The organism is Pedobacter sp. UYP30 (assembly GCF_040547165.1).
In the GTDB taxonomy this organism is placed as follows: Bacteria; Bacteroidota; Bacteroidia; order Sphingobacteriales; family Sphingobacteriaceae; genus Pedobacter.
This window is the reverse complement of sequence record NZ_JBEPPD010000009.1, coordinates 119,822-142,949: the sequence shown is the minus strand read 5'-3', so window position 1 is coordinate 142,949 and position 23,128 is coordinate 119,822. Positions and strand designations below refer to the sequence as shown.

General features: G+C 38.1%; 15 protein-coding genes. 7 read left to right on the top strand and 8 right to left on the bottom strand.

The window, feature by feature from the left end; all coding sequences use genetic code 11:
• Window positions 1-70: 70 nt before the first annotated feature.
• The 7 genes from ABIB40_RS11975 to trhO all read right to left on the bottom strand — a co-directional run bounded on the left by ABIB40_RS11975 (window position 71) and on the right by trhO (window position 12,894).
• Entirely contained in the window at window positions 71-1,447 is a 1,377-nt protein-coding gene (locus ABIB40_RS11975) for a glucoamylase family protein (RefSeq protein WP_354359340.1), read from the bottom strand.
• 11 nt (window positions 1,448-1,458) lie between these two features.
• Window positions 1,459-3,117 carry a glucoamylase family protein gene (locus ABIB40_RS11970; protein WP_354359338.1) on the bottom strand — a complete coding sequence of 553 codons (1,659 nt, stop codon included), beginning with the start codon at window positions 3,115-3,117 and terminating at the stop codon, window positions 1,459-1,461.
• 59 nt (window positions 3,118-3,176) lie between these two features.
• Window positions 3,177-4,076 (bottom strand): LamG-like jellyroll fold domain-containing protein, encoded by a 900-nt coding sequence (locus ABIB40_RS11965; protein ID WP_354359336.1) that lies wholly within the window; start codon window positions 4,074-4,076, stop codon window positions 3,177-3,179.
• Between the two features lie 17 nt (window positions 4,077-4,093).
• A complete protein-coding gene (locus ABIB40_RS11960; RefSeq protein ID WP_354359334.1) occupies window positions 4,094-5,626 on the bottom strand; it encodes a RagB/SusD family nutrient uptake outer membrane protein in 1,533 nt (510 codons plus the stop codon).
• Window positions 5,627-5,649: 23 nt separating this feature from the next.
• Window positions 5,650-8,688, bottom strand: coding sequence for a SusC/RagA family TonB-linked outer membrane protein (locus tag ABIB40_RS11955; RefSeq protein ID WP_354359332.1), 3,039 nt, complete (start codon window positions 8,686-8,688; stop codon window positions 5,650-5,652).
• 253 nt (window positions 8,689-8,941) lie between these two features.
• Window positions 8,942-11,833 carry a ligand-binding sensor domain-containing protein gene (locus ABIB40_RS11950; RefSeq protein ID WP_354359330.1) on the bottom strand — a complete coding sequence of 964 codons (2,892 nt, stop codon included), beginning with the start codon at window positions 11,831-11,833 and terminating at the stop codon, window positions 8,942-8,944.
• Window positions 11,834-11,961: 128 nt separating this feature from the next.
• Window positions 11,962-12,894 carry an oxygen-dependent tRNA uridine(34) hydroxylase TrhO gene (gene trhO, locus ABIB40_RS11945; RefSeq protein WP_354359328.1) on the bottom strand — a complete coding sequence of 311 codons (933 nt, stop codon included), beginning with the start codon at window positions 12,892-12,894 and terminating at the stop codon, window positions 11,962-11,964.
• A 342-nt stretch (window positions 12,895-13,236) separates the two neighbouring features.
• On the opposite strand from trhO, the gene ABIB40_RS11940 reads away from it, so the two are divergent.
• The 3 genes from ABIB40_RS11940 to ABIB40_RS11930 all read left to right on the top strand — a co-directional run bounded on the left by ABIB40_RS11940 (window position 13,237) and on the right by ABIB40_RS11930 (window position 17,119).
• Window positions 13,237-13,428, top strand: coding sequence for a hypothetical protein (locus tag ABIB40_RS11940; RefSeq protein ID WP_354359326.1), 192 nt, complete (start codon window positions 13,237-13,239; stop codon window positions 13,426-13,428).
• Window positions 13,429-13,503: 75 nt separating this feature from the next.
• On the top strand, window positions 13,504-16,332 hold the full coding sequence (locus tag ABIB40_RS11935) for an outer membrane beta-barrel protein (protein ID WP_354359324.1): 2,829 nt from the start codon (window positions 13,504-13,506) through the stop codon (window positions 16,330-16,332).
• 4 nt (window positions 16,333-16,336) lie between these two features.
• Window positions 16,337-17,119, top strand: a complete 783-nt coding sequence (locus ABIB40_RS11930; RefSeq protein WP_354359322.1) for a GLPGLI family protein — start codon at window positions 16,337-16,339, stop codon at window positions 17,117-17,119.
• Window positions 17,120-17,177: 58 nt separating this feature from the next.
• Here the strand turns inward: ABIB40_RS11930 and ABIB40_RS11925 are convergent, their stop codons facing one another.
• Window positions 17,178-19,466, bottom strand: a complete 2,289-nt coding sequence (locus ABIB40_RS11925) for a DUF5703 domain-containing protein (RefSeq protein WP_354359320.1) — start codon at window positions 19,464-19,466, stop codon at window positions 17,178-17,180.
• 250 nt (window positions 19,467-19,716) lie between these two features.
• On the opposite strand from ABIB40_RS11925, the gene ABIB40_RS11920 reads away from it, so the two are divergent.
• The 4 genes from ABIB40_RS11920 to ABIB40_RS11905 are packed head-to-tail and all read left to right on the top strand — an operon-like array spanning window position 19,717 to window position 22,642.
• Complete coding sequence (locus ABIB40_RS11920; protein ID WP_354359318.1) at window positions 19,717-20,553, top strand: ABC transporter ATP-binding protein; 837 nt, start codon at window positions 19,717-19,719, stop codon at window positions 20,551-20,553.
• A gap of 4 nt (window positions 20,554-20,557) precedes the next feature.
• Window positions 20,558-21,400, top strand: a complete 843-nt coding sequence (locus ABIB40_RS11915; protein WP_354359317.1) for a hypothetical protein — start codon at window positions 20,558-20,560, stop codon at window positions 21,398-21,400.
• A gap of 2 nt (window positions 21,401-21,402) precedes the next feature.
• The gene (locus tag ABIB40_RS11910) at window positions 21,403-21,795 is read left to right on the top strand and encodes a GntR family transcriptional regulator (RefSeq protein WP_354359315.1); all 393 of its coding nucleotides are present in this window, start codon (window positions 21,403-21,405) and stop codon (window positions 21,793-21,795) included.
• Window positions 21,782-22,642, top strand: coding sequence for a GIN domain-containing protein (locus ABIB40_RS11905; RefSeq protein WP_354359313.1), 861 nt, complete (start codon window positions 21,782-21,784; stop codon window positions 22,640-22,642). The genes ABIB40_RS11910 and ABIB40_RS11905 overlap by 14 nt, the downstream gene beginning before the upstream one ends.
• The last annotated feature ends 486 nt before the right edge of the window (window positions 22,643-23,128 follow it).

Genomic DNA, 23,128 nt, shown 5'->3' with positions numbered 1-23,128 from the left:
TAGTTTTTAAAGCTACGCTATTTTTCAATTGTTGCAACAGCGTTTTTACAGAATCAAACCATCTCGACCTTTAATTATCCGTTTTTATTTCGCTACTTTTAAACCCTAATTTCTTCAATCCTTTCTGCACATCTGCACTCTTCATAAACAATTTCCAAAGCAAACCCGATCTGTAGTTTTCTATCATAACTACCATTGGCCCTTGGTCTATCCCCAAATAATGCTTCGGGTACCAATTGTCTGTTTCAGAAAAAGCATCGTAAAAACCGTACTTGCCCCAAAGCTTATCGCCTAAATCTTCATAAAGGTGCCTGATTACCTTCATAGATTCTTTTGGCGTGTATGGAATAGAGGAAATGGCAGCGGTTGGAGAAATCACACCGAGATCATTGTTAATGGTATGTGCCGAGTAGCCATTTACAGAATAACTTGCGGTTAAACCCCAACTATTTTCGCCATAACCTTTATAGCCTTTCGGGTTTGCCACGCAATAATCGTGTATGGCAAGTGTTTGGTTTACATTGTTTTGCCAATAATCCGCGTATTTATCTTTTAGCCCTTTCGGATTTAGACCTAAATAAGAATAATGTGCCCAAAACAATGGGCCAACACTGTTTTTTTCGCCTTGATAATCTAAGGTAAAATGATGTCCATACACATCGAAACTTGTTTTTATAACACCGTTTCTCGCCCAACCTTCGTGATAGACAGCAGCAGGAACCGTATGTGTTGGCGAAGAGGCAGCCAATACATACATAATCAAACATTCGTTATAGCCTTTAACCGGAAAATTCATCTGCCATGCATACTCTGGCGACCAATGCCAGAACAGTACATTCTGACCGCCGTTTCTATACCAATTGAAGTCTATTCCGCGCCAAAGAAAGTCTGCCGTTTTTGCTAAGGCTCGTTCTTTTGCAGAGCCGTCCTTAAAGTATTCGTTTATACAAATGAGTCCTTGTGCCAAAAAAGATGTTTCTACCAGATCGCCGCCATTGTCTTTTTTTCCAAATGGAATTACCTTTCCAGTTTCTCCATTTAGCCAATGCGGCCAGGCGCCATGAAATCTATCGGCTTTGCCCAAGAAATCTAAAATCTTTGTTAATCTCGCTACCCCGTCGCTTCTATTTACAAATTTTCTGTCAACTGCGCTGATAATACCCAATAAGCCAAAACCCGTCGCTCCAGTAGTAACTGTATTTTTATCCTTTGCGGGATAAATATTGTCTACATGATATCGCTCTCTAGCTGCGCCAGAATTAGGCTCTGCACCATCCCAAAAATATTGGAAGGTTTGTTTTTGCACCACATCCAATAACTGTTCGTCGCTAAGATTTTTCTCAATTGCGGGTGTCTTAGAAATCGATTCATACTTCTGCGCTTTACACTGGGTAAAGATGCATACGGCAGAAAATACAATTGCAAAAACGAGTTTTTTATCTCTCATGTTTAATAAAATTATAGATTCGGACTTGTAAAGCCTAATTTTTGCATCCCCATTTTTACTTCAGGTGCGCTCATAAACAAGTTCCAGATTAGCTTTGTGCGATAATTTTCTATCATAACTATTTGCGGCCCTTGATCTATTGCCAAATAAGAATCGGCAAACCAGGGATCTGTAAGCGAAAAGGCATCTTTAAAGCCATAATCGCCCCAGGTTTTATCGCCAAGTTTGTAATAGAAAAAGCGGATGGCAGCCATAGATTCTGTTGGCGTATAAGCAATAGAGGAAATGGCGGCAGTTGGCGCAATGTAACCTCCATCGTTATCTGGGGAACTTGCAGTGTAACCGCCATTGATATCACTTGCGGTTAAGCCCCAACAATCTTTAGAATAACCTACATATTTCTTTGGGTTGGCCACACAATAGTTATAGTTAATTTTGGTATGCGCTAACGTTTGCGCTTGATAATCAGCGTAAGCATCTTTCAAACCCATAGGATTGATGCTGAGAAAAGAATAATGTTCGAAGAAAAGTGGACCTCCGTTAGCAGGCCCCAATGGTAAAGAAACTCCATAAAAGGTATTTCCGTTTTTCATGCCGCCATTGTCTGCCCAACCATTATCATACACAGATTTTGGGATGCCATGCGTACCAGAGGAAGCAGCCAATACGTAAACCATCAATGATTCGTTCCAGCCTTTTACCTGCAAGTTAATGTCCCAGTTGTAATCTGGACTCCAATGCCAAAACAGCTTTTGCTGATCTCCTTGTCTAAACCAATCCCACTCTACTCTACTACTTAACGTATTAATGTCTGCCCTTAATTGATTTTCTTGTGGGCTGTTTTCTGCAAAATACTGTCTCGCAACGATCAAACCTTGCATTAAAAAAGAAGTTTCTACCAAGTCAGCACCATTATCTTTAGTGCTAAATGGAATTACTTTGCCTGTATTGCCATTTAACCAATGTGGAAATACACCGTGAAAGGTATCGGCTGTTTTAAGAAAGCCAACAATTTTTTGCAAGCGCGCCAGGCCATCAGCTTTGCTGATAAAATTTCTGTTTATTCCCACCACGATAGACATAATCCCAAAACCAGAACCACCAGTTGTAACCACATCGCCAGAAGTATTGCGCTCTCTAGCCATGCCACTTGCTGGATGTGCAAAATCCCAAAAATATTTAAAGGTTTGTTTTTGGATAAGAGTAAGTAAATCATCATCTGAGATTTGTGGGAATTTATCTTTTCCATCTAACCCAGTTTGTAGTTGTATTTGGATAGGGTTTGAGATTTCACCTCCGTTTTGCGTCATCAAATCACTAGGTATCACCACCAAATACTTTTCGAAGGACGCTAAATCTTTGGTTGGTGTAAGCGTGAGTGTTTTATTGTTGTTGCTAAAGCCCGATTGAAACGCAACTTCTTGTCCCGCATTAGTTTTCCAAGTAATTTTACTTATAGAATTTGCACCTATTTGTTGTGAAAAGTCAGTGGAAATTTTTGGCCTTACCGCAACATTGTTATAAGATAATGTTCCGTTGTAAGCCCCATCAACAGTAAAAGAAAGTTGGGCGTCTTGCGGCTTTTCTGTAAGCGTACTGCCTTTTTTGCAGGCATTTAGGGTAACTAAAATAACCAACGGTAGGCAAAACTTAAAATACCTTTTAAACATATTAATTGTGATTTTTTTAAAATTCTGGCTTAAGAAAGATAAGCCAGAATTAGAATTTTTTATTTACCTGCAACTCCAAGGTTGTAGAGTGTTTTGATGTAAGCGTCGGGCAGCACGGTATTGTAAACCCTAATTTCATCTATAGAGCCGGTCATTGGCGCAAACCCAGTGTCTGCATTTACAGATTTGCTGGGAATGACATTGTAATTTCCACCAATGATAATCTCGTTTGGCTCATAAGATTTGAACAACGCATCGCCAGTTCCTCTGTCTGGGTAATTGCCAATTTTAGCGGCGTTTCCCCAAATATTAAACGTACCAGCACTTGCATCGTAGGTAACTATTATATTTATCCATTTGTTTGCGCCAATTGCTGGCGACACATTGGTTGCGCCATAATTGTTGATGTTGTCTTGTCTTCCACCTCCAACGGTTGCAAACGTGGGATGAATTTGAAGATAATCGACGTTGCTGGCTGGATTTGCCTGGGTTTCTAAGACAAAGTCTACATTTCCATCAAACATGCCCGGTCTGGCGATTTGAAAAAGCATTGTTTTCTTACTTCCATTGTTTAAAATTTGTACCCAAGCACTTATGGTAAAACTTGTAAAAGCGCCCGTTTTAAAGGCATCGAACTGTTTGCCGTAGTAAAGATAGCCTCCACTCAACTTTAATGCTTGTCCTTTTACTCCTCCCGGGATAAAGCTATCTCCTGCTGAAGATGTTGGTGCAGTGCCAGATTTCGTTTCATTCTTGTTTCCATCAAAGGACCAATATGCCACTAGGTTTTTAGCATAAATCTCGTCTGCAGAACCAAAGCCATCAATTTTTCCCGCATAATCTTGAGGATTCACACTTGGTAAATCGTTTGGATTATCGCTCTTTTTACAAGAGGAGAAGATGGCTAACAATACGGTTAAACCGAAAAGGTAAACTCTATTTTGATTTGAAAATTTCATTTTCTTTAATTTAAAAGTTAATAACCTGGGTTTTGAGTGAGTACACCTTTACTCAAATCAATTTGAGTTTGAGGGATTGGCAGCAAATTATCTCGAGAAGCAACAAAGCCTGGTCTGCCTGCAGCAGCTAATGCGCTTTGCGATTGGCCCCAACGCACCAAATCAAAGAAACGGTCATATTCCATGGCCAACTCAATTCTTCTCTCATGGTGTATTGCGGTGCGTAATGTTGCTTGGTCAATGGTTACAACATCAGGTAAAATAGCTGTATTGCCATTTCTTGCTCTAGAGCGCACACTATTTAATGCTGTTGAAGCTAAAGTAATGTTTGCAGCTCCACCAATTTCGTTAGCTGCTTCGGCATACATTAAAACAACATCTGCGTAGCGTAGAATACGAATGTTCAACCAATATCCAGACATGTCATTATAAAGCGCTCTAAAGGCTGGGCTCGTGTAAACTTTTTGATTGTAAATTGGATTGTTCCAAGTAGTAGGCGTATTTTCTCCGTAAACAGTTTGGTATGTGGTACTTGCAGTACTTCTTCTTAAAAACGTTCTAGCTTCTCTTGGATCGTTTGGCTCATAAGCTGCTTCTAAATAACTTGTCGGAACGTTCCATCCAAAACCTAAATTCCAAACTCCACCATCTCTAACACCCTGAAACTGATTGATCTGAACCCCATTATCTGTTGGTACCGTTGCACTTGCAGTTGCTTGCACTTCAAAAACAGATTCTTGGCTATTTTCGCCAGATTCGCCAAAAATCTTGTCGTAAGGAGTCGACAAATCGTACTGACCAGATGTCATTACCATGTTTGCTGCTCCCATTGCCGCAGCCCATTTCTTTTGTGTTAAGTAAACTTTTGCCAAAATGCCATTAGCCATGCCACTTGTTGCACGGCCAACAAATCTAGGATCCCAACTTGCGGGCAAATTTGCTGCTGCAAATTGCAGATCACTCTCAATAAAGGTGTAAATTTGGGCAGCTGAACTTTGTGGAACATTTACAGCAGAAACCGAAAGTACCTTATCTAATATTGGCACCCTACCAAAAAACCGAACCATGTTAAAGTAAGCATAACCTCTCATAAAGCGAGCTTCTGCCTTAGACTGCATCTTAATTTGATCACTAGCCGTGATTGCTGGATTATTATCTACTTGATTTATTACGTTGTTACATTTTGCAATAAAGCTTAAATATCCAACCCACATGCCACTTACAATACCATTGCTCGGAAGCACCGGAAAGGTATCGAAACTATTCGCATCTGCGCCACCATCGCCGGCAGTACTTCCCTTATCGGCATCGTCACTTCTAACATTAGTTGCCAAAAAGAAACCTGTACAATGCACATCGTAAGATCTCAAATCATTATATGCTCCAAAAAGGAAGGTATCATAAGGGCCAGAACCTTTAGGATATGGATAATTATCTGTTGTATATGTACCTTGCTTTTCTGTATCTAAAAATTTTTTGCAACCAGTCGCTGCTGATAAAACTATCATCGTGGTTAACACAATTCCAATTTGTGATTTAATATTTTTCATTTTGTATGAATTAAATGATGTACTTAGAAAGTTACGTTTAAGCCGAAAGAATAAATTGCAGGAACTGGATAAACGCCATTATCTGCACCTGCTGCTAAAACACCCCCAGCTTGAACAGTACCAACTTGTGCTTCGGGACTATAGCCAGTCGTTTTACTCCAAGTTTTAACGTTTTGACCGCTTACAAATACTCTCAGTTTTTGAATGCCAACTTCGCTCAACATGTTTTTGGCAAAAGTGTAGCCTAATTGTACGTTACGTAAACGGAAGTAAGAACCAGATTCTAAATAGTATGAGCTAAACAACAGGTTGTTCCCCCGTGAATTGTCTAAGATTGGCTCAACATTAGTAGAACCTGCAGCAGTCCATGCATTAAGCCTATTGGTTTCGTAATTTAAGATTGCGAAGTTACTAGTACGTCTTTGCGTGTAAATTTTGTTTCCTGCAACACCTTGTCCTTCTACTACCGCATCAAACCCTTTGTAACCCAAAGAAAGACTTAGGCCGTAGCTATAAGGGGGGAAAGGAGTGCCTAAATATGTTCTATCTGCAGGCGTAATCACGCCGTCGCCGTTAACGTCTTGGTAAGAGATATCTCCTGGTAAAGAATTAGCAAAATGCGCTTCTTTGTCTAAATCTGCAGTAGTTTGATAGATGCCAGTCTGTCTGTAGCCATAAAAATATCCAATCGGATTTCCTGTCTCAGTAACATTTACACCTCCATTACCCAATAATTTAAAATTGGTAAGTCCAAGAGATTTAACTTTGTTTTTAACATAGCTAAAATTACCATTAATGCCATAACTAAAATCAGACCCGATTTTATCGTTCCAGCCTAAGCTAACTTCTATACCTCTGTTAGAAATATCACCCAAATTGGTTATGTAACCTAAATTGGTGCCAGGCAAAATAATGTTGCTGATGATTTTACTTGTGGTTTTATCATAAACTCCTAAATCTAAGCTTAAACGATTGTTTAATGCTCTAGCTTCTAAACCTAAGTCAAAGCCTTTTACAACTTCATATTGTAAATTTGGATCCGCGGTGTATGCTGGAGACACGGCAGTATAAACATTCTGACCAAAAACAGCCGTTGCACCACCATTTAACCCAACTTGGTACACATTATCTGTAAGCGAGTTTGCATTGCCGAGATAGCCGTAAGACGCGCGTAGTTTGAAAAAGTCAACTCCTTTAATGTTATTTTTAAAGAAATCTTCGTCGCTCGCTACCCAACCTAAACCAACACTTCCAAATGTTCCCCATCTATTTGCCGGAGCAAATCTAGAGTTACCATCTCGTCTGATGGTTGCATTTAACAAATATCTATTTTTATAAGAATAATTGATACGACCGAATGCACCCAGGTTGGTTTCTGTAGAACCACTGCCATCATTAAACGTTGGGTTATTGGTATTTATAGCTCCAATGTACCATAAATCAGAGTCAAACGGTACATTTAAAGTGGTATCTCGGCGTGACCCTTTTAAGTTTGTAGTATTAAATGAATAAGACGAAAAACCAAGTAGTGCGGTTAATGTATGTCCGCCATCAAAAACTTTATTATAGGTTAAAGTTTGGTCTTGTTGATATTTACGGTTCTCGTCCGCTTGTTGTTCAACGCTGGTTTTAGCCGTATTATCAAAATAAGTATTGGTTGGATTAGTACCTTCACCCAGATTAATAAAACTATATGGAAGAGGTGTATAGCGTCTTGCATTATTAAACCCTAAATCTGTACTGAAACTAGATCTTAACGTAAAATCCTTTAAAAATTTAATTTCAGCATATACACTTCCTGTAAACCTAAAGCCGGCATCTATCGCTGTTCCTGCGCCTCGGTTTAAACGTGCAACAGGGTTAAGTACCTGTGCCCTTTGGAAAGTGGGCAAACTATAATAGGTATTGGCATCAGTTTGGATTGGGATAATTGGAGCTGCCCAAAGCGCATTGTTTAAGTCTGCAGAAGTCGGAGTGTTGATAAAGTGATAGCCGGTTAAATCTCCACCAACTTTAATATTATCAGTTATTCTTATTTCCTCACTTAACCTGGCAACGAATTTTTTGAAATTGTTATTTTTCAGAACACCGTCTTGGTTATTGTAGCCAACGTTTAGCAACGTGGTACTTTTTTCGCCACTATTTGAAATGCTTAACGTGTTGGTATTAATCACCGCATCTCGAATAATTTGATTTTGCCAATTTGTGTTCGCAGTGTAGTTTGTATAATCAAACGGAGCCGCATTTAAATTTGCCAACTGGGCCGAATATAATTTCTTAAATCCATCGGCGTCTACAACATCTATAAGGTTGGTTACATGTTGTATGCCGAACGTACTCTGGAAATTAACGGTGGTTTTTCCTTTAGCTGCTCGTTTTGTAGTAATGGCGATCACACCATTTGCGCCTTTTAAACCAAAAATTGCGATAGAAGACGCGTCTCTCAAGAGATCTATTGTTTCGATATCAGCTGGGTTTAAATAGTCTATATTGGTTTGGAAAATACCATCTACAACATAAAGGGGGTCATTTGATGCGCCCGTACTGTTTATACCGCGAATACGTACCGTTGGGCTAGAACCTGGATTGCCAGCATTACTGATTGTTAAGCCGGGTACTTTTCCTTGCAACGCGGCGACAGGATTGGTTACAGCAAATTTTTCAATTTCTGTACCCTTAACACTGGTAATCGACCCGGTAACATCTCTTTTCTTTTGAGTACCATAACCAATCACCACTACCTGCTGCAGTTCTTTCGAGGTAGATTCTAGCGCAACATTAAGAATGGTTTTTCCGGCAACCTGCAATTCTTGGCTGTTGTAGCCGATGTACGTAAAAACCAACGTGGCGTTTGCAGGGGCTGCAATACTATAGGCGCCGTTTACATCGGTTTGTGTGCCTGTGGTTGTTCCTTTAACCGATACACTTACGCTTGGTAAGGTGGTTTTGTCGCTTGCATCTCTTACCACACCTTTAACAGTTACATTTTGCGCAAATGATACGTTAAAGAATAGCAGGCAAATGGAGGCAAGAACACAAATTTTAGTAAAGATTCTTTTCATGCTTTTTATATTTGGATTTGGTTGACTAGCTTAAAATTGGACATAAAATTTCCCTTGTGCAAGTAATCACACCTCTACATTATTACATCACTGGTAGAAAAAATAGCTAAATAATGGGTGTACCGTATTCGATTTTAGCCCAAAAAAGAAGTTTTTGAACTTTAAAGGCATTTTTTATAAGAGATAGACTTGCTACAACAACAACAACTGTTGTGGGGTATCTACTTGGCTTGTGTGTAGTAATGATGTAGTGTTAAATCTCCATTAAAAACTCAGACAGATTCTTATCATGTGGCACATCTAGCTTTTTCCTTAATCTATAACGTCGAATTTCGACTCCGCGAAGCGAGATGTTCAACAATGAGGACATTTCCTTACTGCTCATATTCATTCTTAGATACGCGCAGAGTTTTAAATCATTTGGAACTAGTGCCGGATGTTCCTTTTTAAGTTTGATAAAAAAACTCTCATGCGCCTCGTTAAAACTGTGCTCAAAAAGATGCCAGTCGCGCTCATCGTTCATGCCATCATTTATCACTTTTTGAATTTTCCTAGTTTGGTCTTCTGGCAATTGTTTGCCATAACCATCTTTAAGTTTGATGATTTCTTCGCTCAACTTCTGCAACAATTCATTTTTATAGACAAGACTCATCGCAGAATTTGCGAGCTCTCTGCTTTTAGATGAAAGTTCTGCCTGCAACCTATCCGTTTGGATTTTATGGATATTTCTTTCGTTGGCCTCAGCCTCTTCTTTTATAATTTCTTCTTGTTCTGCTTTTAATTTAAGCGCAATTTGCTCACTGTCTTTCTTTAATTTTTGTTCGTAGATTTTCTTACCAAGAATAAGTAAAATTACGAACATGGCAAGATAGACAACGATAGCCCATATATTAAAATACCAAGGATTTGAGATGGTAAACCTATAACTGGTTATGTTAGTTGTGGAACCTCCGTTAGTCTTTGCCCGCACCTTAAAAACATAATTGCCACTCTGCAAATTGGTAAAATCTTTCTGTGTTGCAGAATTCCACTCGCTCCAATCTTTAGAATAACCCTCTAAAAAGTACTGAAACTTAATTTTAGCCTGCCTATAATAAGGCAAAGAAAAAGAGATGCGAATATTGTTTCGACTATTTTTAAATGATGCAATGGCACTGCTATCGGCACCTTCACTAAGGTTAATGTATTTATCGGTTATATCATCTATTCTACGAATCAGCACCTTTGGCAAGGCAGCCTGTTTAGCGTTAGAATTATCGTCTGCATTGTAAATCACAAAACCATCATCTACGCTTATTAAGTAACGCTGTTGGCCTATTTTACTTATGTTTTCGTAAAACTGTACCATCCTGCCATCCAGCTGACTAAATTTGCTTGAATCTACCACAATCTTTCCGCGTTTTGAAAAGTCTACCATCGCGGTTTTTCCGTGGTTTATAAACCAGTATTTCCTGCTGCCAGCATCGATAATTTTATTGGAGCTTGCAAATAGCCCTAAGCTTTGGTTAAGCACTTTATATTTAGAAAACTTATCGCTAAACTCATCATAGGTGTAAAAACCCTCGTTAGAAGAAAAGACAATCTTATTCTCTAAATTAAAAATATTGACGTTGAAATCTCCCGGGAGGCCATTCTTCTTGTCGAAATAATCAATTTTTGTAACCGTGGTAAAATCTTTACTAAGCGTAAGTTTATAAAGTCCTTTGTACGCTTGGCTTACCCAAATATCGCCCTTGCTGTCTTGTTCAACATAGCGAGACGGTTCTTCAAATCCCGATATTTTCGTAACAAACTTTAGGGAGTTACCTGGATTTTTTTCAAACAAAGCGAGACCATTATAGGTTCCTTGAATAAAGAAGTTTGGGTTTGATTTTAACCGTTGCAATATCCAGCCGCCACTAATTGAAGAGATTTTTTCAATAAATCCACCAAAAACTCGAAATGTACCGTCGTTATGGCCACAAATGAGCTCGTCATCAACAATTTCTAAGTCCCAAACCTGCCCTTGCGATCCCGGTATTAAAGAGAAATTAAAGTTGGACGATGTATTTTCGGGCGACCATTTACTATAAAATAGCCCTTGGTTTGTGCCTAGATATATGTTATTATGGAAGATAATGCTACTATAGACTGTGCCAAACTGCCCTGATTTATCGAAATAATAATACAATGGAGAATTTAACTCAATCCTATCTATCCCATTGTCTAAACCCGCCCATAGATTTTGCTCATCATCGGCAAAAATACTCAGCACAGTATTGTTCTGTAAGCCGCTAGACTTGTTGATTTTTTGAACTATATTCCCTGTGGAATCGATGATGATCAAGCCATTTAAAATTGTGCCAAAGGCGAAATATTTATCTTTAAGAACTGTGCCATTGTTTAGTTGGAACGTTTTTAAAAAATTGTTTGCAGCTGATGTGAAGGGCACAAACTGTTTTTCATCATAGAGAAAAAGCCCACTTTTACTTGTGCCGATTAAATAGGTATCTTTCTTGAATGGAAGAATGCATAGCACACCGTCACTTCCTAGTTTCTCGCTACCAGGCAGAAAAACCAGCTTATTTCCGACTAGTTCAAATAAACCTTTGTTTAAAACCTCTACGAAAAATTTATTATTTGCATGATGTAAAAACAAGAAAGACGAGGGCGCCTTAACAACGCTCAACTTCTTGTTCTTGTAGATAATTATTTCAGAAAATGATTGAAAAAGTACTCGGTCCTTATCTATATAAATCTTCCATATCTCGTCCTTTAGCTCCACTCCTTTTGGTAAAAGTTTAGTTAGGGAATGATAGCTAAACCTATTGTTTTTTAACTTCCAGTAACCAAATTCACCAAAACTTCCTACATAAACCCTCCCATCTTTATCGGCAGCCACCGCTCTAACTATTTGTCTATTTGGCATCAAATACTTTTGCCAGTAGGTTCCATCATAAGTCAGTAAACCTTCGGCATTGCCAAAGTACATAACGCCTTTCAAATCCTTTGTTACGCTCCAGTTTTGGTTGCCAGAACCATATAAGGCTTTTGGAAAATTTTCTATATATGGAACGCCTATGCTTTTAATATCGTAAGCAAAAGCGTAACTCTTAAATAAGCACAGAAAAATGGCAAAAACTAAGGGACGTATTCTAAGAGACATAGGGGTTTAAGCTTGAGCTATTTTTACCCAAATTAACTAAATTTTGGTAAAATGCTATAGAACCGTCATTTGGTTAGGCACAAACTACCCGAACGTATCAAAAAATGCAAATGTTAAAAATAGATTTGTTATTTAGATAAGACAGCTTGCGGCACTTTTACGTAATAGCCCGTACCATTATATGGCCTTAACCGTGGGTGTGTGGTGCAAGTGGTAGAGCAGCATCCATTAAGCTCCGTTCCGCAAGCATCGCATTGCGTAATATGGGCATTGCATTCTGGGTTGGCGCAGTTTATCATTTTTGGCGTAACTATTCCGCAGTTGTAACATTTAGAAACCACCGTTGGGTTTACCTTGTTTACATCTACAGATAGCCGATTATCGAACACATAACATTTCCCCTCAAAATCTTGGCCACCAGCTTCCTTTCCGTACTTTATAATGCCGCCATGTAATTGATAAACGTTTTCGAAACCATGATGTAACAACAACGCCGAAGCTTTCTCGCATTTTATTCCACCTGTGCAATAGGTTACTATTTTCTTGTCTTTGTACTGCGCCAATTGATTTATCTGCTCCGGAAAATCCCTAAAGTTTTCTATATCCAAAGTCAGCGCATTCTTAAACCTGCCCAATTGATGCTCGTAGTTAGAGCGCACATCCAAAATCAAAACGTCCTCTTCATCTTTCATCGCCAAGAAATCTTTCGGCTCTAAATGTTTGCCCGTTTTTTCTGCGGGATTTATGATAGACGTATCTCTTAAACCAGAGTGGACAATTTCTGATTTATATCTACAATGCATTTTTATGAACGTAGGTTGGTCTACTTCGTCCACTTTAAATTCTGTTTTTGCAAATCGACCGTCAGAATGGATAGCGGTCATGTATTCATTGCAAGCTTCTACGGTTCCAGATACGGTTCCATTTAATCCTTCCTCGGCAACGATTATGCGACCAACTAGGTTCAACGATTTGCAAAAGTCCAAATGATTAGCGGCAAATTGCGCCGCCTCTGCTATAGGATCATAGCAGTAATAAAGTAAGGTTAAATATTTTTTCATATACGCTATTGATACCGCTGCAAACGGCGTTTAAAGCGCTGCAAATTTAAGAAAAAAAGCTTAAAGCCGAAAGACCAAAGCAGAAAGCGGAATCGCTAAAACTAAAAGGCTAAATTTAAAGTAGCAAAGAGCAAATTCCGTACGTAACGATGCGTAGCTTCTGCCAAAATTATAATGATGGATTTTAAATCAATGCCTTTGGGCGTAGGTTCAAAGAAAAATACAAAATATCGTTTCTGTAATCAACAAGAGATACAAATTTGGTTGTTTCCAAACAAACCTAAAAAATGATCAAGCATCTAAATTCAGAAAGCGGACCAATATTTCGTAAATTTGCTTGCTATGTTAAGGGTATTTTTCTTTCTTCTCGTTTCTCTGAGCCTTACAGCTTCTGCACAAAAAATCTCCAAGACGCGTACCACTTTATTAATGGGTGGGCGGTTCGACATTACCATTGTAGCCAAAGATGCGCAAACTGCAGAAAACAACATCGATACGGTAATTGAAGAAATTACCCGCATCGAAAAATTATAATGTTAAAAAAAGTTAATCCGCTTTGCAAAACTAATGCATTAGTTTATATTTGACCGACCAAAAACCAAATCCCAAATGAATATCTTATTGCGCGCTCAGCCACACAAGCCATCTCTTTTTGTTGCAGGACTGCTTTTAATGTTAACCATGTTGTGTTTCTCTGCAAGTGCACAGGTTTTGCACTCCGTTAAAGGGCGAACCATAGACACTGCGTCCACAAGTATTTTAGTTGATGCATCAGTTGCCATATTAAATGCAAAAGACTCTACTTTGGTAAAATTTGCGCGTACCTTGCCCAATGGAAATTTTCAACTGGATGGAATTAAAAGCGGCAAATTTATTCTGCTAATTTCTTATCCAAAGTACGCCGATTTTGTAGATCACTTTAGTTTAGATTCTACCCAAAAAATAAAGGATTATGGGAAAATAAATTTAACAGGTCTTGCAAAACTACTCAACGACGTGGTAATTACAGGCAATCGCACTGCGATAAAAATAAAAGGCGACACTACTATTTTCGACCCGAAAGCTTATAACATCGAGCCTAATGCAAAAGTAGAAGATTTAATTAAACAGTTCCCAGGTTTTCAGGTTGATAAGGATGGTAAGATTACGGCGCAGGGAAAAAGTGTACCGAAAGTATTGGTAGATGGCGAAGAGTTTTTTGGCGATGACCCAACTTTGGTTACCAAGAACTTGCGTGCCGATATGGTAGAATCTGTACAGCTTTATGATAAATCAAGCGACCAAGCGGCTTTTACCGGAATTGATGATGGCGAAAAAACCAAAACCCTAAACATCAAACTTAAAGAAGATAAGAAAAACGGCTATTTTGGAAAATTGCAAGGCGGTTACGGTACCGATGACTTTTACACAGGCCAGGCGATGTTTAATAAATTTTGGGGCAAGAAGAAATTTTCTGCCTATGGTATTTTAGCCAACACGGGCACGGTTGGCCTTGGCTGGGACGATCGGGATAAATACGGCGGAAATAGTCTTAATGTTAGCGATGAGGGTTACTTTTACTACAGTGGTGGCGGCGATGATTTCGATAGTTATAACGGGCAATACAATGGCCAAGGTATCCCGATTGCCAGAACCGGCGGCCTGCACTTTGATTCAAAATGGAACAAAGACAAAGAATCGCTAAACACCAACTATAAAATTGGCTCTTTTAGCGTAAGCGGAGACAGGAACACCATCAGCCAAAACAACTTAAGCAACGGGGTGCTTAACAACGTTTCTGACCAAACCAATGAAAACAGTTTGTTTAGACAAAAAGTAGATGCAACCTACGAGATAAAGATAGACACCACCTTAACTTTAAAGGTAAACGTAGACGGAACATTAAAGAACAGCAATACGCTGAACAATTTTAATTCCTCAAGCAGCAATGGAAACAACAATCTACTAAACACAAGTACGCGCGCTTTAAAAAACAAAGTAGACGAACAGCAATTTGACATGAACGCGTTGTTTACAAAAAAGCTGAAGAAAAAAGGAAGAACGCTTTCACTTAACCTAAGAGAATCGCTCAATAAAAACAACAGTAATGGCACTTTAAATAGCGATAACAAATTTTACGATTCATTGGGCGTAGCTAGAGACAGTTTGATTAATCAGCTTAAAGTTAATGACATTTCTAATTCTTCTTTTGTTTCTAATTTGGCTTATACCGAGCCGCTTTCGAAAACTTTTACCGTTATTGTAAATTATGGCTTAAGCCTTATGAACGGCCAATCTGACCGTAAATCTTTTAACAAAGGGCAAGGAGGAAACTATAGCGTATTAGATACTGTGTTTAGCAACAATTATCAACTGGATCAAGTTATTAACCAAGGTGGCGCCATTTTTAACTATAAAAAAGGCAAGACCGTTGTAAATTTTGGCTCGAAATTTAGTGGCGTAAACTTTAAACAAAAAGATGTTTATGCAGATAAAACATATTCAAGGAACTTTATAAACTACATGCCTCAAGCATCTTACCAATATCGCTTTTCTCAACAAAAATCGCTTAGGATAAACTATAACGGAAATAGCAACCAGCCTAGCTTAGATCAAATCCAACCGGTTAGAGTAAATACCGATCCATTAAATATTACACTTGGAAACCCAGATTTAAAACCTTCTTTTAGGAGCAGTTTAAATTTGAATTATAATTCTTATAAAGTTTTAACAAATCAGTCTATTTACATTGGCGCCTACGGAAGTTTAACGGCAAATCCTATTGTAAGTAATGTTACTACAGATCAAAAAACCGGAAAAAGCACCTACCAGTCTGTAAATATTGGAGATAAAACTCCGTCCAATTTTTCCATGTACGGCGGGTTTGGAAGAAAAATTCAAGCATTAGATCTTAACGTGTACCTTAACTTAGATGCTTCTACAAATTCTTCTTACAATTTTATAAACGACGTGTTAAACAACACGCAGAATAACTCTTATTCCGGTTCGCTTAGTTTGTCGCAATACAAGAATAAAAAATACAGTTTTAGTGCTTCTTTTGGCCCAAGTTATAATATTTCTAAAGCCAGTGTTGGTACCTTTGGTAATAGCAGCGGTTGGGGAGCTAACGGCAATGCGAACGCAAGTGTGCAGCTTCCCGGAAAATTCGAAATTTCTACAGATGCAAACTATCTCTACACGGGCAAAACACAAACTTTTAACAACAGCTTCAAACGCCTTTTGTGGAACGCGGCATTAACTAAAAAGTTTTTTAAATCAGAAGATCTAAAGTTAGAGATGAAGGTAAACGATCTTTTAAACCAAAATGTTGGCTTCGATAGAAGCGCATACAATGGCAACATTACCCAAAGTAGCTACACCACCATCAAACGTTATTTTCTTTTCTCCATTATGTGGGATTTTAATAAAATGGGCGGCGGACTTAATGCAAAAAAATAATTCTATGAAAACGACTCTAATCTACCTTATCCTTTTCGCCTCTATTTTCGGCGGCACACATATATTTGCGCAAAACACTCACTTTGTTAAAAACGGCGTGATAGAGTTTGAAAAAAAAGCCAATATGTACGCCTTGCTAAAAAAGCGGATTACGCCAGAAAACGAATCTTATATGGATCAAGCTTTTGAACAGTACCAAAAGAAAAACCCGCAATTTAAGGTAACGAAAAGCGTGTTAAGCTTTAATAAAGATAAAAGCCTGTATAAATGGCCTTCGACCGAAGAAATACCTGCAGGCAATTTTTTTGGTGGTGATCCATTGGCAGATTTAGAAAATACGGTTTTTACCAATTTTAACGCTCAAAAAAGCACAACAGAAAAGCATGTTTTCGAGAACAAATATTTGGTAACCGATACTGTACGCAAAATTACTTGGAAAATTACCGATGAAACACGAGATATTGTAGGTTATCAATGCCGCAGGGCAAATGCCATAATTATGGACTCTATTTACGTGGTGGCTTTTTATACAGATCAAATTGCCGTTTCTGGTGGACCAGAGTCTTTTACCGGTTTGCCCGGGATGATTTTGGGTGTAGCATTGCCACATGAAAACGTGACGTGGTTTGCCACAAAAGTATCTGAAGTTGCGGTACCCGAAAAAGAACTAATGCCGCCCAGTAAAGGAAAACCAGTCGACAATAAAGGACTTACTGATATTCTAAAAGGCGCAATGAAAAACTGGGGCGATTATGCACAACATTATTTACAGGCATTTTCATTGTAGGAAGTTTCCCATGCGTTTTTAAGTTAATATTCTATAATCGATTCTGCTAAAATCTTACTTATTTAAAAGAGTCCGGCCATATAATGTCTTTTTGTCTGCTAGAAGGCGTAACTTTTAGCGTCTTAACTTTACCGTTTTGATAGGTTAACTCCACAGTTGTATTTTTTGGTGCATGCAGTTTAAAATTTACATCCCACTCTTTTGGCCAAGCAGGCAAAAGATATATTTTATCATCAACCGTTTGCATAAGCATTTCTTGTAAGCCTATCATACCAGAACCGCCCCAATTATGGTCTGGAACCCAATCGTACCCAGGCCCCCAAAACGTTGGGAAACGTCGTTGGGAGTTGGAAAGTTTTTTTAACGTAATGTGTTTTGCTTCGTCTGTTAGACCCATTCTGGCGCAAAAAATGGCATCTTGATGCCAGCCGATGTAGTTTTTTTGGTTTTCGTTATCCACCCCAAACTTCCACGTATTTATGGCCAGCTGCAGGTTGGGTTTGCCAACTCCAAATAATCCCCAAGGAAATACGGGATACAACTGAGGTATTTCTTGATTGATAATTCTATCCCATTGTTCTGCTGGAGCAATTGTCTCCACCCCTCGCATCATTCTTAACGGCATTTTTGGCAAACGAGAAAGCATCAGCGCATAAAATTTCTTTTCTTCCTTCGAAACATACTTTAATGGCAATTTTTGCATTCTGGTTGTAAGTACTGTCAAAGCAGCAATAACGTCAGCAGGGTTTTTTACATGGCCAGTATACGTTTCCAATGCCATGCAAGGATAGAGGTTGTATTTACCATCTGGTGTAAACTCTGAGCCAAAATTCTGCACACTTAACATTCTATAATGCTGATCGAAAAACTGAATGGCCGATTTGATAAAATGAAGGTAAGGCTGGATGTCGATGTTTGAAAAGCGATAATACTCCAACATCATAAACGAAAACTCAAGCTGGCTTGTAAAATAATATTCGTGATAGGGCGTATTTTGGGTGCCAATATCTAACGTGTTCGGCCTAACCCAACCATATTCTCTGCCGCTAATAATGCCAGCTTGGTTCATTTGATCCGTAAAATAAGCGCCTTTGTGGCCCCAATAAAACTTCGTCCTCAGCTCTGCATTTTTACAGGCCCTGCGATAAAAATCGAACTGCTGCGGCATTATGTTAAAATCACCAGTTTTTAATAGCGGCCAATAAAGTAACCGCTGGTTTTGTGCAGTCATCACTCCACCGCCCCAAGCTCTAAAGTCTGGGTTATCTTTTTTAAATGCGGTATCTACCAACACAGGATCTACGGTAAAAAGTCCGCCGTTAAACTTGGTGGGATATTCTCCGTTGCTGTTGCAAGCCATTTGATAACGAAAAATATTGTAATTTCTTCCTACTTGCCAAACAGAATTTGCAGGATTGTTTTGTGTTGTATTCAGCATAATCCAACTTTTACCCCAAAAGTTTTTCCACCAAAGTTGATGCGCTGCAAACTTATTTTTAAGCAATCGCCGCCCTGAATTTACATTTCTCGTTAGCTGTTTTTCCCAAACTTTATTATCTGTGGAATAACCAGAGCGAAGTGCTACATTTATTTGAAAGCTTCTTCCGGCTGTTTTGCTGCGTAGCGCTATAGATTTATAATGGGTGTTTAAATAAGTGCCTGTATCTTTGTTCGAAACGACCATATTTTTACCAGATAATACGCCTCCGAAAATAAAATCTTTTAAAGGATTCCAAAGTGAATCTTTCAAACTAGACAAGCCTTGCTGTACAATTTCTTTATCTATAACTAAATTATTACTATTATTTTGATGGTAAAATACAATATTAGCACCCGCACTTTTCACGCTGTCGGGAAACCAGTACACATCTTTTCCTGGGTAATCTATGTACGATGGAACCACCCACCTGCTGCTGACCGGCTTTTTTTCAATACGCCAATTTTGATATTCTGCCTTAACGCTAATGTTCGAATTTGAAACAACATCTAGATGAATTTCTGGCGCATTCGGTTCGACCCATAACCGCGACGTTACTTTTAACGCGCCATCTGTACCAATAATTTCTACATAACCTTCCTTTAATTTTAGCTCTTGGCTAAATTTTTTAAATGGATTTGGACTGAAGGTAACCTTGATTCTTCCAGTTTTTAACAACGCATTGTTCTCATCAAAACTATTGCTTCTACCAACGTAGAAATAGATGCTGTTATCTTCCACCCAAACATTGCATCCGATATCGTTTCCACCAACAGGCATAGATTCCAAGGCATTTTTACTTTGGCTTGTCCATTTGATGTTATAACCTTTTAAGTTGGGTTGAGCAAAAACACCTAAGCTTAATGACACTAGAATTAGCAGTATAAGTAGGCTTTTTGTTTTAAATTTTTCAAGCATACCCAAACCTACGAAAAAGAAAAAAAATATCAATCGAGTACGATGGTTTTTTTGACAAGTGAACACTTTGAATAAATACCTTCGTTTAATTTTAATTTTAAATCCCTATTTATCAATAAATTAACTAAATTTCTCTGAAATAATTTTGGTTTTACAAAATCAAACTGTACTTTAGTGTATTATTTAACTAATACACTAAGCAATGGTTAAAATTGACAATCTAACTTTCGGTTACAGCAAGAATAAAAATTTGTTCGATCAAATGAATATGCAGTTAGAAGCCGGACATATTTATGGACTATTTGGCGAAAACGGGGCGGGCAAATCTACCTTGTTAAAAAACATGGTTGGGTTGGTGTATGCCCAGCAAGGTAGTATAGAGGTGATGGGTTTTAATCCGCGGAAGCGAAACCCAAAAATGCTACAAAATATTTGTTTCATTCCAGAAGAATTTGATTTACCCGGCATTGGTATTGAGGCTTATGTAAAGAGCATAGCAGGCTTCTATCCCAAATTTGATCGAGCGGAATTGCAGCAATTGCTGAATGAGTTTGATGTACCAAAAGACCAAAAATTAAGCGAAATGAGTTATGGCCAAAAGAAGAAATTTATCATCGCCTTTGGCTTGGCCACAAACGCAAAGTTGATTGTGATGGATGAGCCAACTAACGGTTTGGATATTCCTTCAAAAACCCAGTTTAGAAAAATCATGTCATCGGTACTAACAGATGAGCGCTGCATTGTAATTTCTACGCACCAAGTGCGGGATCTAGACAATTTGATAGATACGGTTATCGTGTTAAACGAAAATAAAGTAGCCTTAAACGCATCTGTTGATGAGATTACGAAGAAGCTGCTGTTTAAAAAAGTGCGCGAGCTTGATGAAACTGCCATTTATGGCGAACCCTCGTTAATGGGTTATCAAGCCATTTTTAAAAATACCGATCAACAAGAAAGCAAGCTAGATATAGAACTCTTGTTTAATGCCATGTTGAATTCTAAAGAACAATTGTATACCATTTTCAATCAAGCTTCATAAAACCATGAACAACACCTTTGATATAAATCGCTTCGGGCTTTTAATTAGAAAGCAGTGGCTAGAATATGGGAAATTGTATTTAATTGTACTGGGTATAGTTTTGGGGATTATTATAGCTGTTTATAGCTACGGTTATTGGGATATAACTTCACATACCACTGGACTGCATAGCACAAATTATGATGCCTATAAATTAAAACTAGATTTTAGATGGCCGCTTTTTATTCTACTTGGAATGCTTTTCCTTTCGCTTGCAGCAAACCAATATTTTGCCCCACTTGGACAAAAGCCTAAAGCAATTTTAGAATTCACACTTCCGGCATCTAGCTTGGAGAAATTTGCGGTTGGCCTTCTATATAGTTCCATATTCGCATTGGCTAGCTATTTCTTAATTTTTTATCTAGTCGATGTTGCTTTTGTAAATAAGTTGAGGAGCATTTTCCCAAATGCTGTATTAAATGAGTATCGAGAAATGCCAGAACGGATGGAAAATTACCAAGTTCCGCAATACTTTTTTGATGTGATGGGGGATGTAAGGGCAGCAAAAATTCTTTATTTCGGAGGCCCATTGATTTTTTCCAGTATCTTTCTGCTTGGTTCCTTGTTCTTCAAAAAATTTCAATTTGTCAAAACGGTGATTACCGTAATGATTTTGATAATAATTTGGGCACTGACTGTCCCGTATCTTAGCAAAATGATATTTGAAGATAGAACCACAATAAGCAACTCCAGCATTTGGAATCTATCGCATAATGCTGAAGAATGGTTAATGATTGGCGTATTGATGATTTTCGCCGTCATAAATTGGATCATCGCTTACATACGTTTTAAAGAGAAGGAGGTTTAATTATGGAGTTTAACGATAATAAAGCCATCTATCTACAAATTGCAGAATACGTTTGCGAGCAGATTTTGTTGGAGAAATGGAAACCGGAAGAAAAAATTTCATCGGTAAGAGAACTGGCGGTAACCATGGAGGTAAACCCAAATACGGTAATGCGTACTTATGATCTGTTGCAAAATGAAGGCATCATTAACAACAAAAGAGGCATTGGCTTTTTCTTAGATGAGGCTGCAACAAGCAAGGTAAAAGCCTATCGAAAGAAGAATTTCTTGCAAGAAGAAATGCCCATTCTTTTTAGAACGATGTATTTACTCAACATAGATTTCGACGAACTGAAATCTCGCTATCAAACTTTCGTAGAACAAAACTTTAACCCAGACACCCATGAAAACAAGTAATAAATTATTAATCGCATTCGGCGTTTTTATATTCATCGCTCCACTATTGGGCATGGTGGTGGTTTCGAAAATGTATTATAAAGACTCGCCTAAAATGAACATGGCAGAAATTCAAGATGCAAACAACCAACCTTTCCAAACCGCATCAAGAGGGAGAAAAGCAATTGCTCTAAATAAACCTTTTTCTACAGTGAATTTTACAAATGGAAATAATTCTAGCGTAGAAGTACATGTTAATAAGAGTGAAAGCTATGGTGTAAAAATTCCCGAACAATTGGCAGGCTCTATAACTACAGAAGTTGTAAATGGTGTTTTAAACATAAATTTCAAAAAAGAATTGTCTTTGCAAAATTTTAACCAGAGAATCTTCATCGTTGTTTATGCGCCAAATTTGGAGAAATTGAGTGCTAATAACTTTATGAATCTCAACTGCGTGGTTCAAACGGATAGTTTGGCTGTAGACTTGACAAAGTGCTTCTTTACACTTGGCAATTCAGATGTAGATTTTAATCACATCACCAACACCGGAGACACTTTAAGCCATAGTGTGTCTAATCAAACACTTGTTAAAAGCTTAAAAGTTATGGCGAACAATTCGAACATAAATATATCTGGCATAAACTTAAATAGTTTAAATGTTTTGGCAAACAACGATTCTGAAGTTAATTTAGATGGAAGTCATTTTGATCAAGGCGAGTCTGCAATTAAAAATTTGACGCTTGAGACAAGCGGAAAAAACCAAGTAAGCATAAAGAACTTCAACTTGAGCAAAGCAAAGTCTAACTTTTCTGATAGCACGCAATTGAATATTCCAACTTCTATATTAAAGCTTTTGTTAAAAGACTGACGACAAAATCAATCATTAACTTTTGGTCATCTCCTACTACTATCAGCATTTTTTTGGGAGGGGTTGGGGCAAGGTCAGTAAGCTAAGGAAAAACCAATAAAATGGTATCATCCAAAGATTTAATACATTTCATACAAATCAATATAAATGACGTTAATCTTTTAGGAATGTAATTATTTGCAAATCAATTGATTACAAAAAAAGTCAATGGCAGCCTGTCTAAGGATTACCGAAGAATGATAAAAAGCGTTTCGACAAGCTCAACGTGACAACCAGAAAAAGAGTAGTAAAAAATATATTGTTTTGTCCTCCTGAGCCCGTCGAAGGACAATTAAAGAAGAATAAAAAGCGTTTTGACAAGCTCAACGTGACAACCAGAAAAAGAGTAGTAAAAAATATATCGTTTTATCCTCCCGAGCCCGTCGAAGGATAATTAAAGAATGATAAAAAGCGTTTTGACAATCTCAACGTGACAACCAGAAAAAG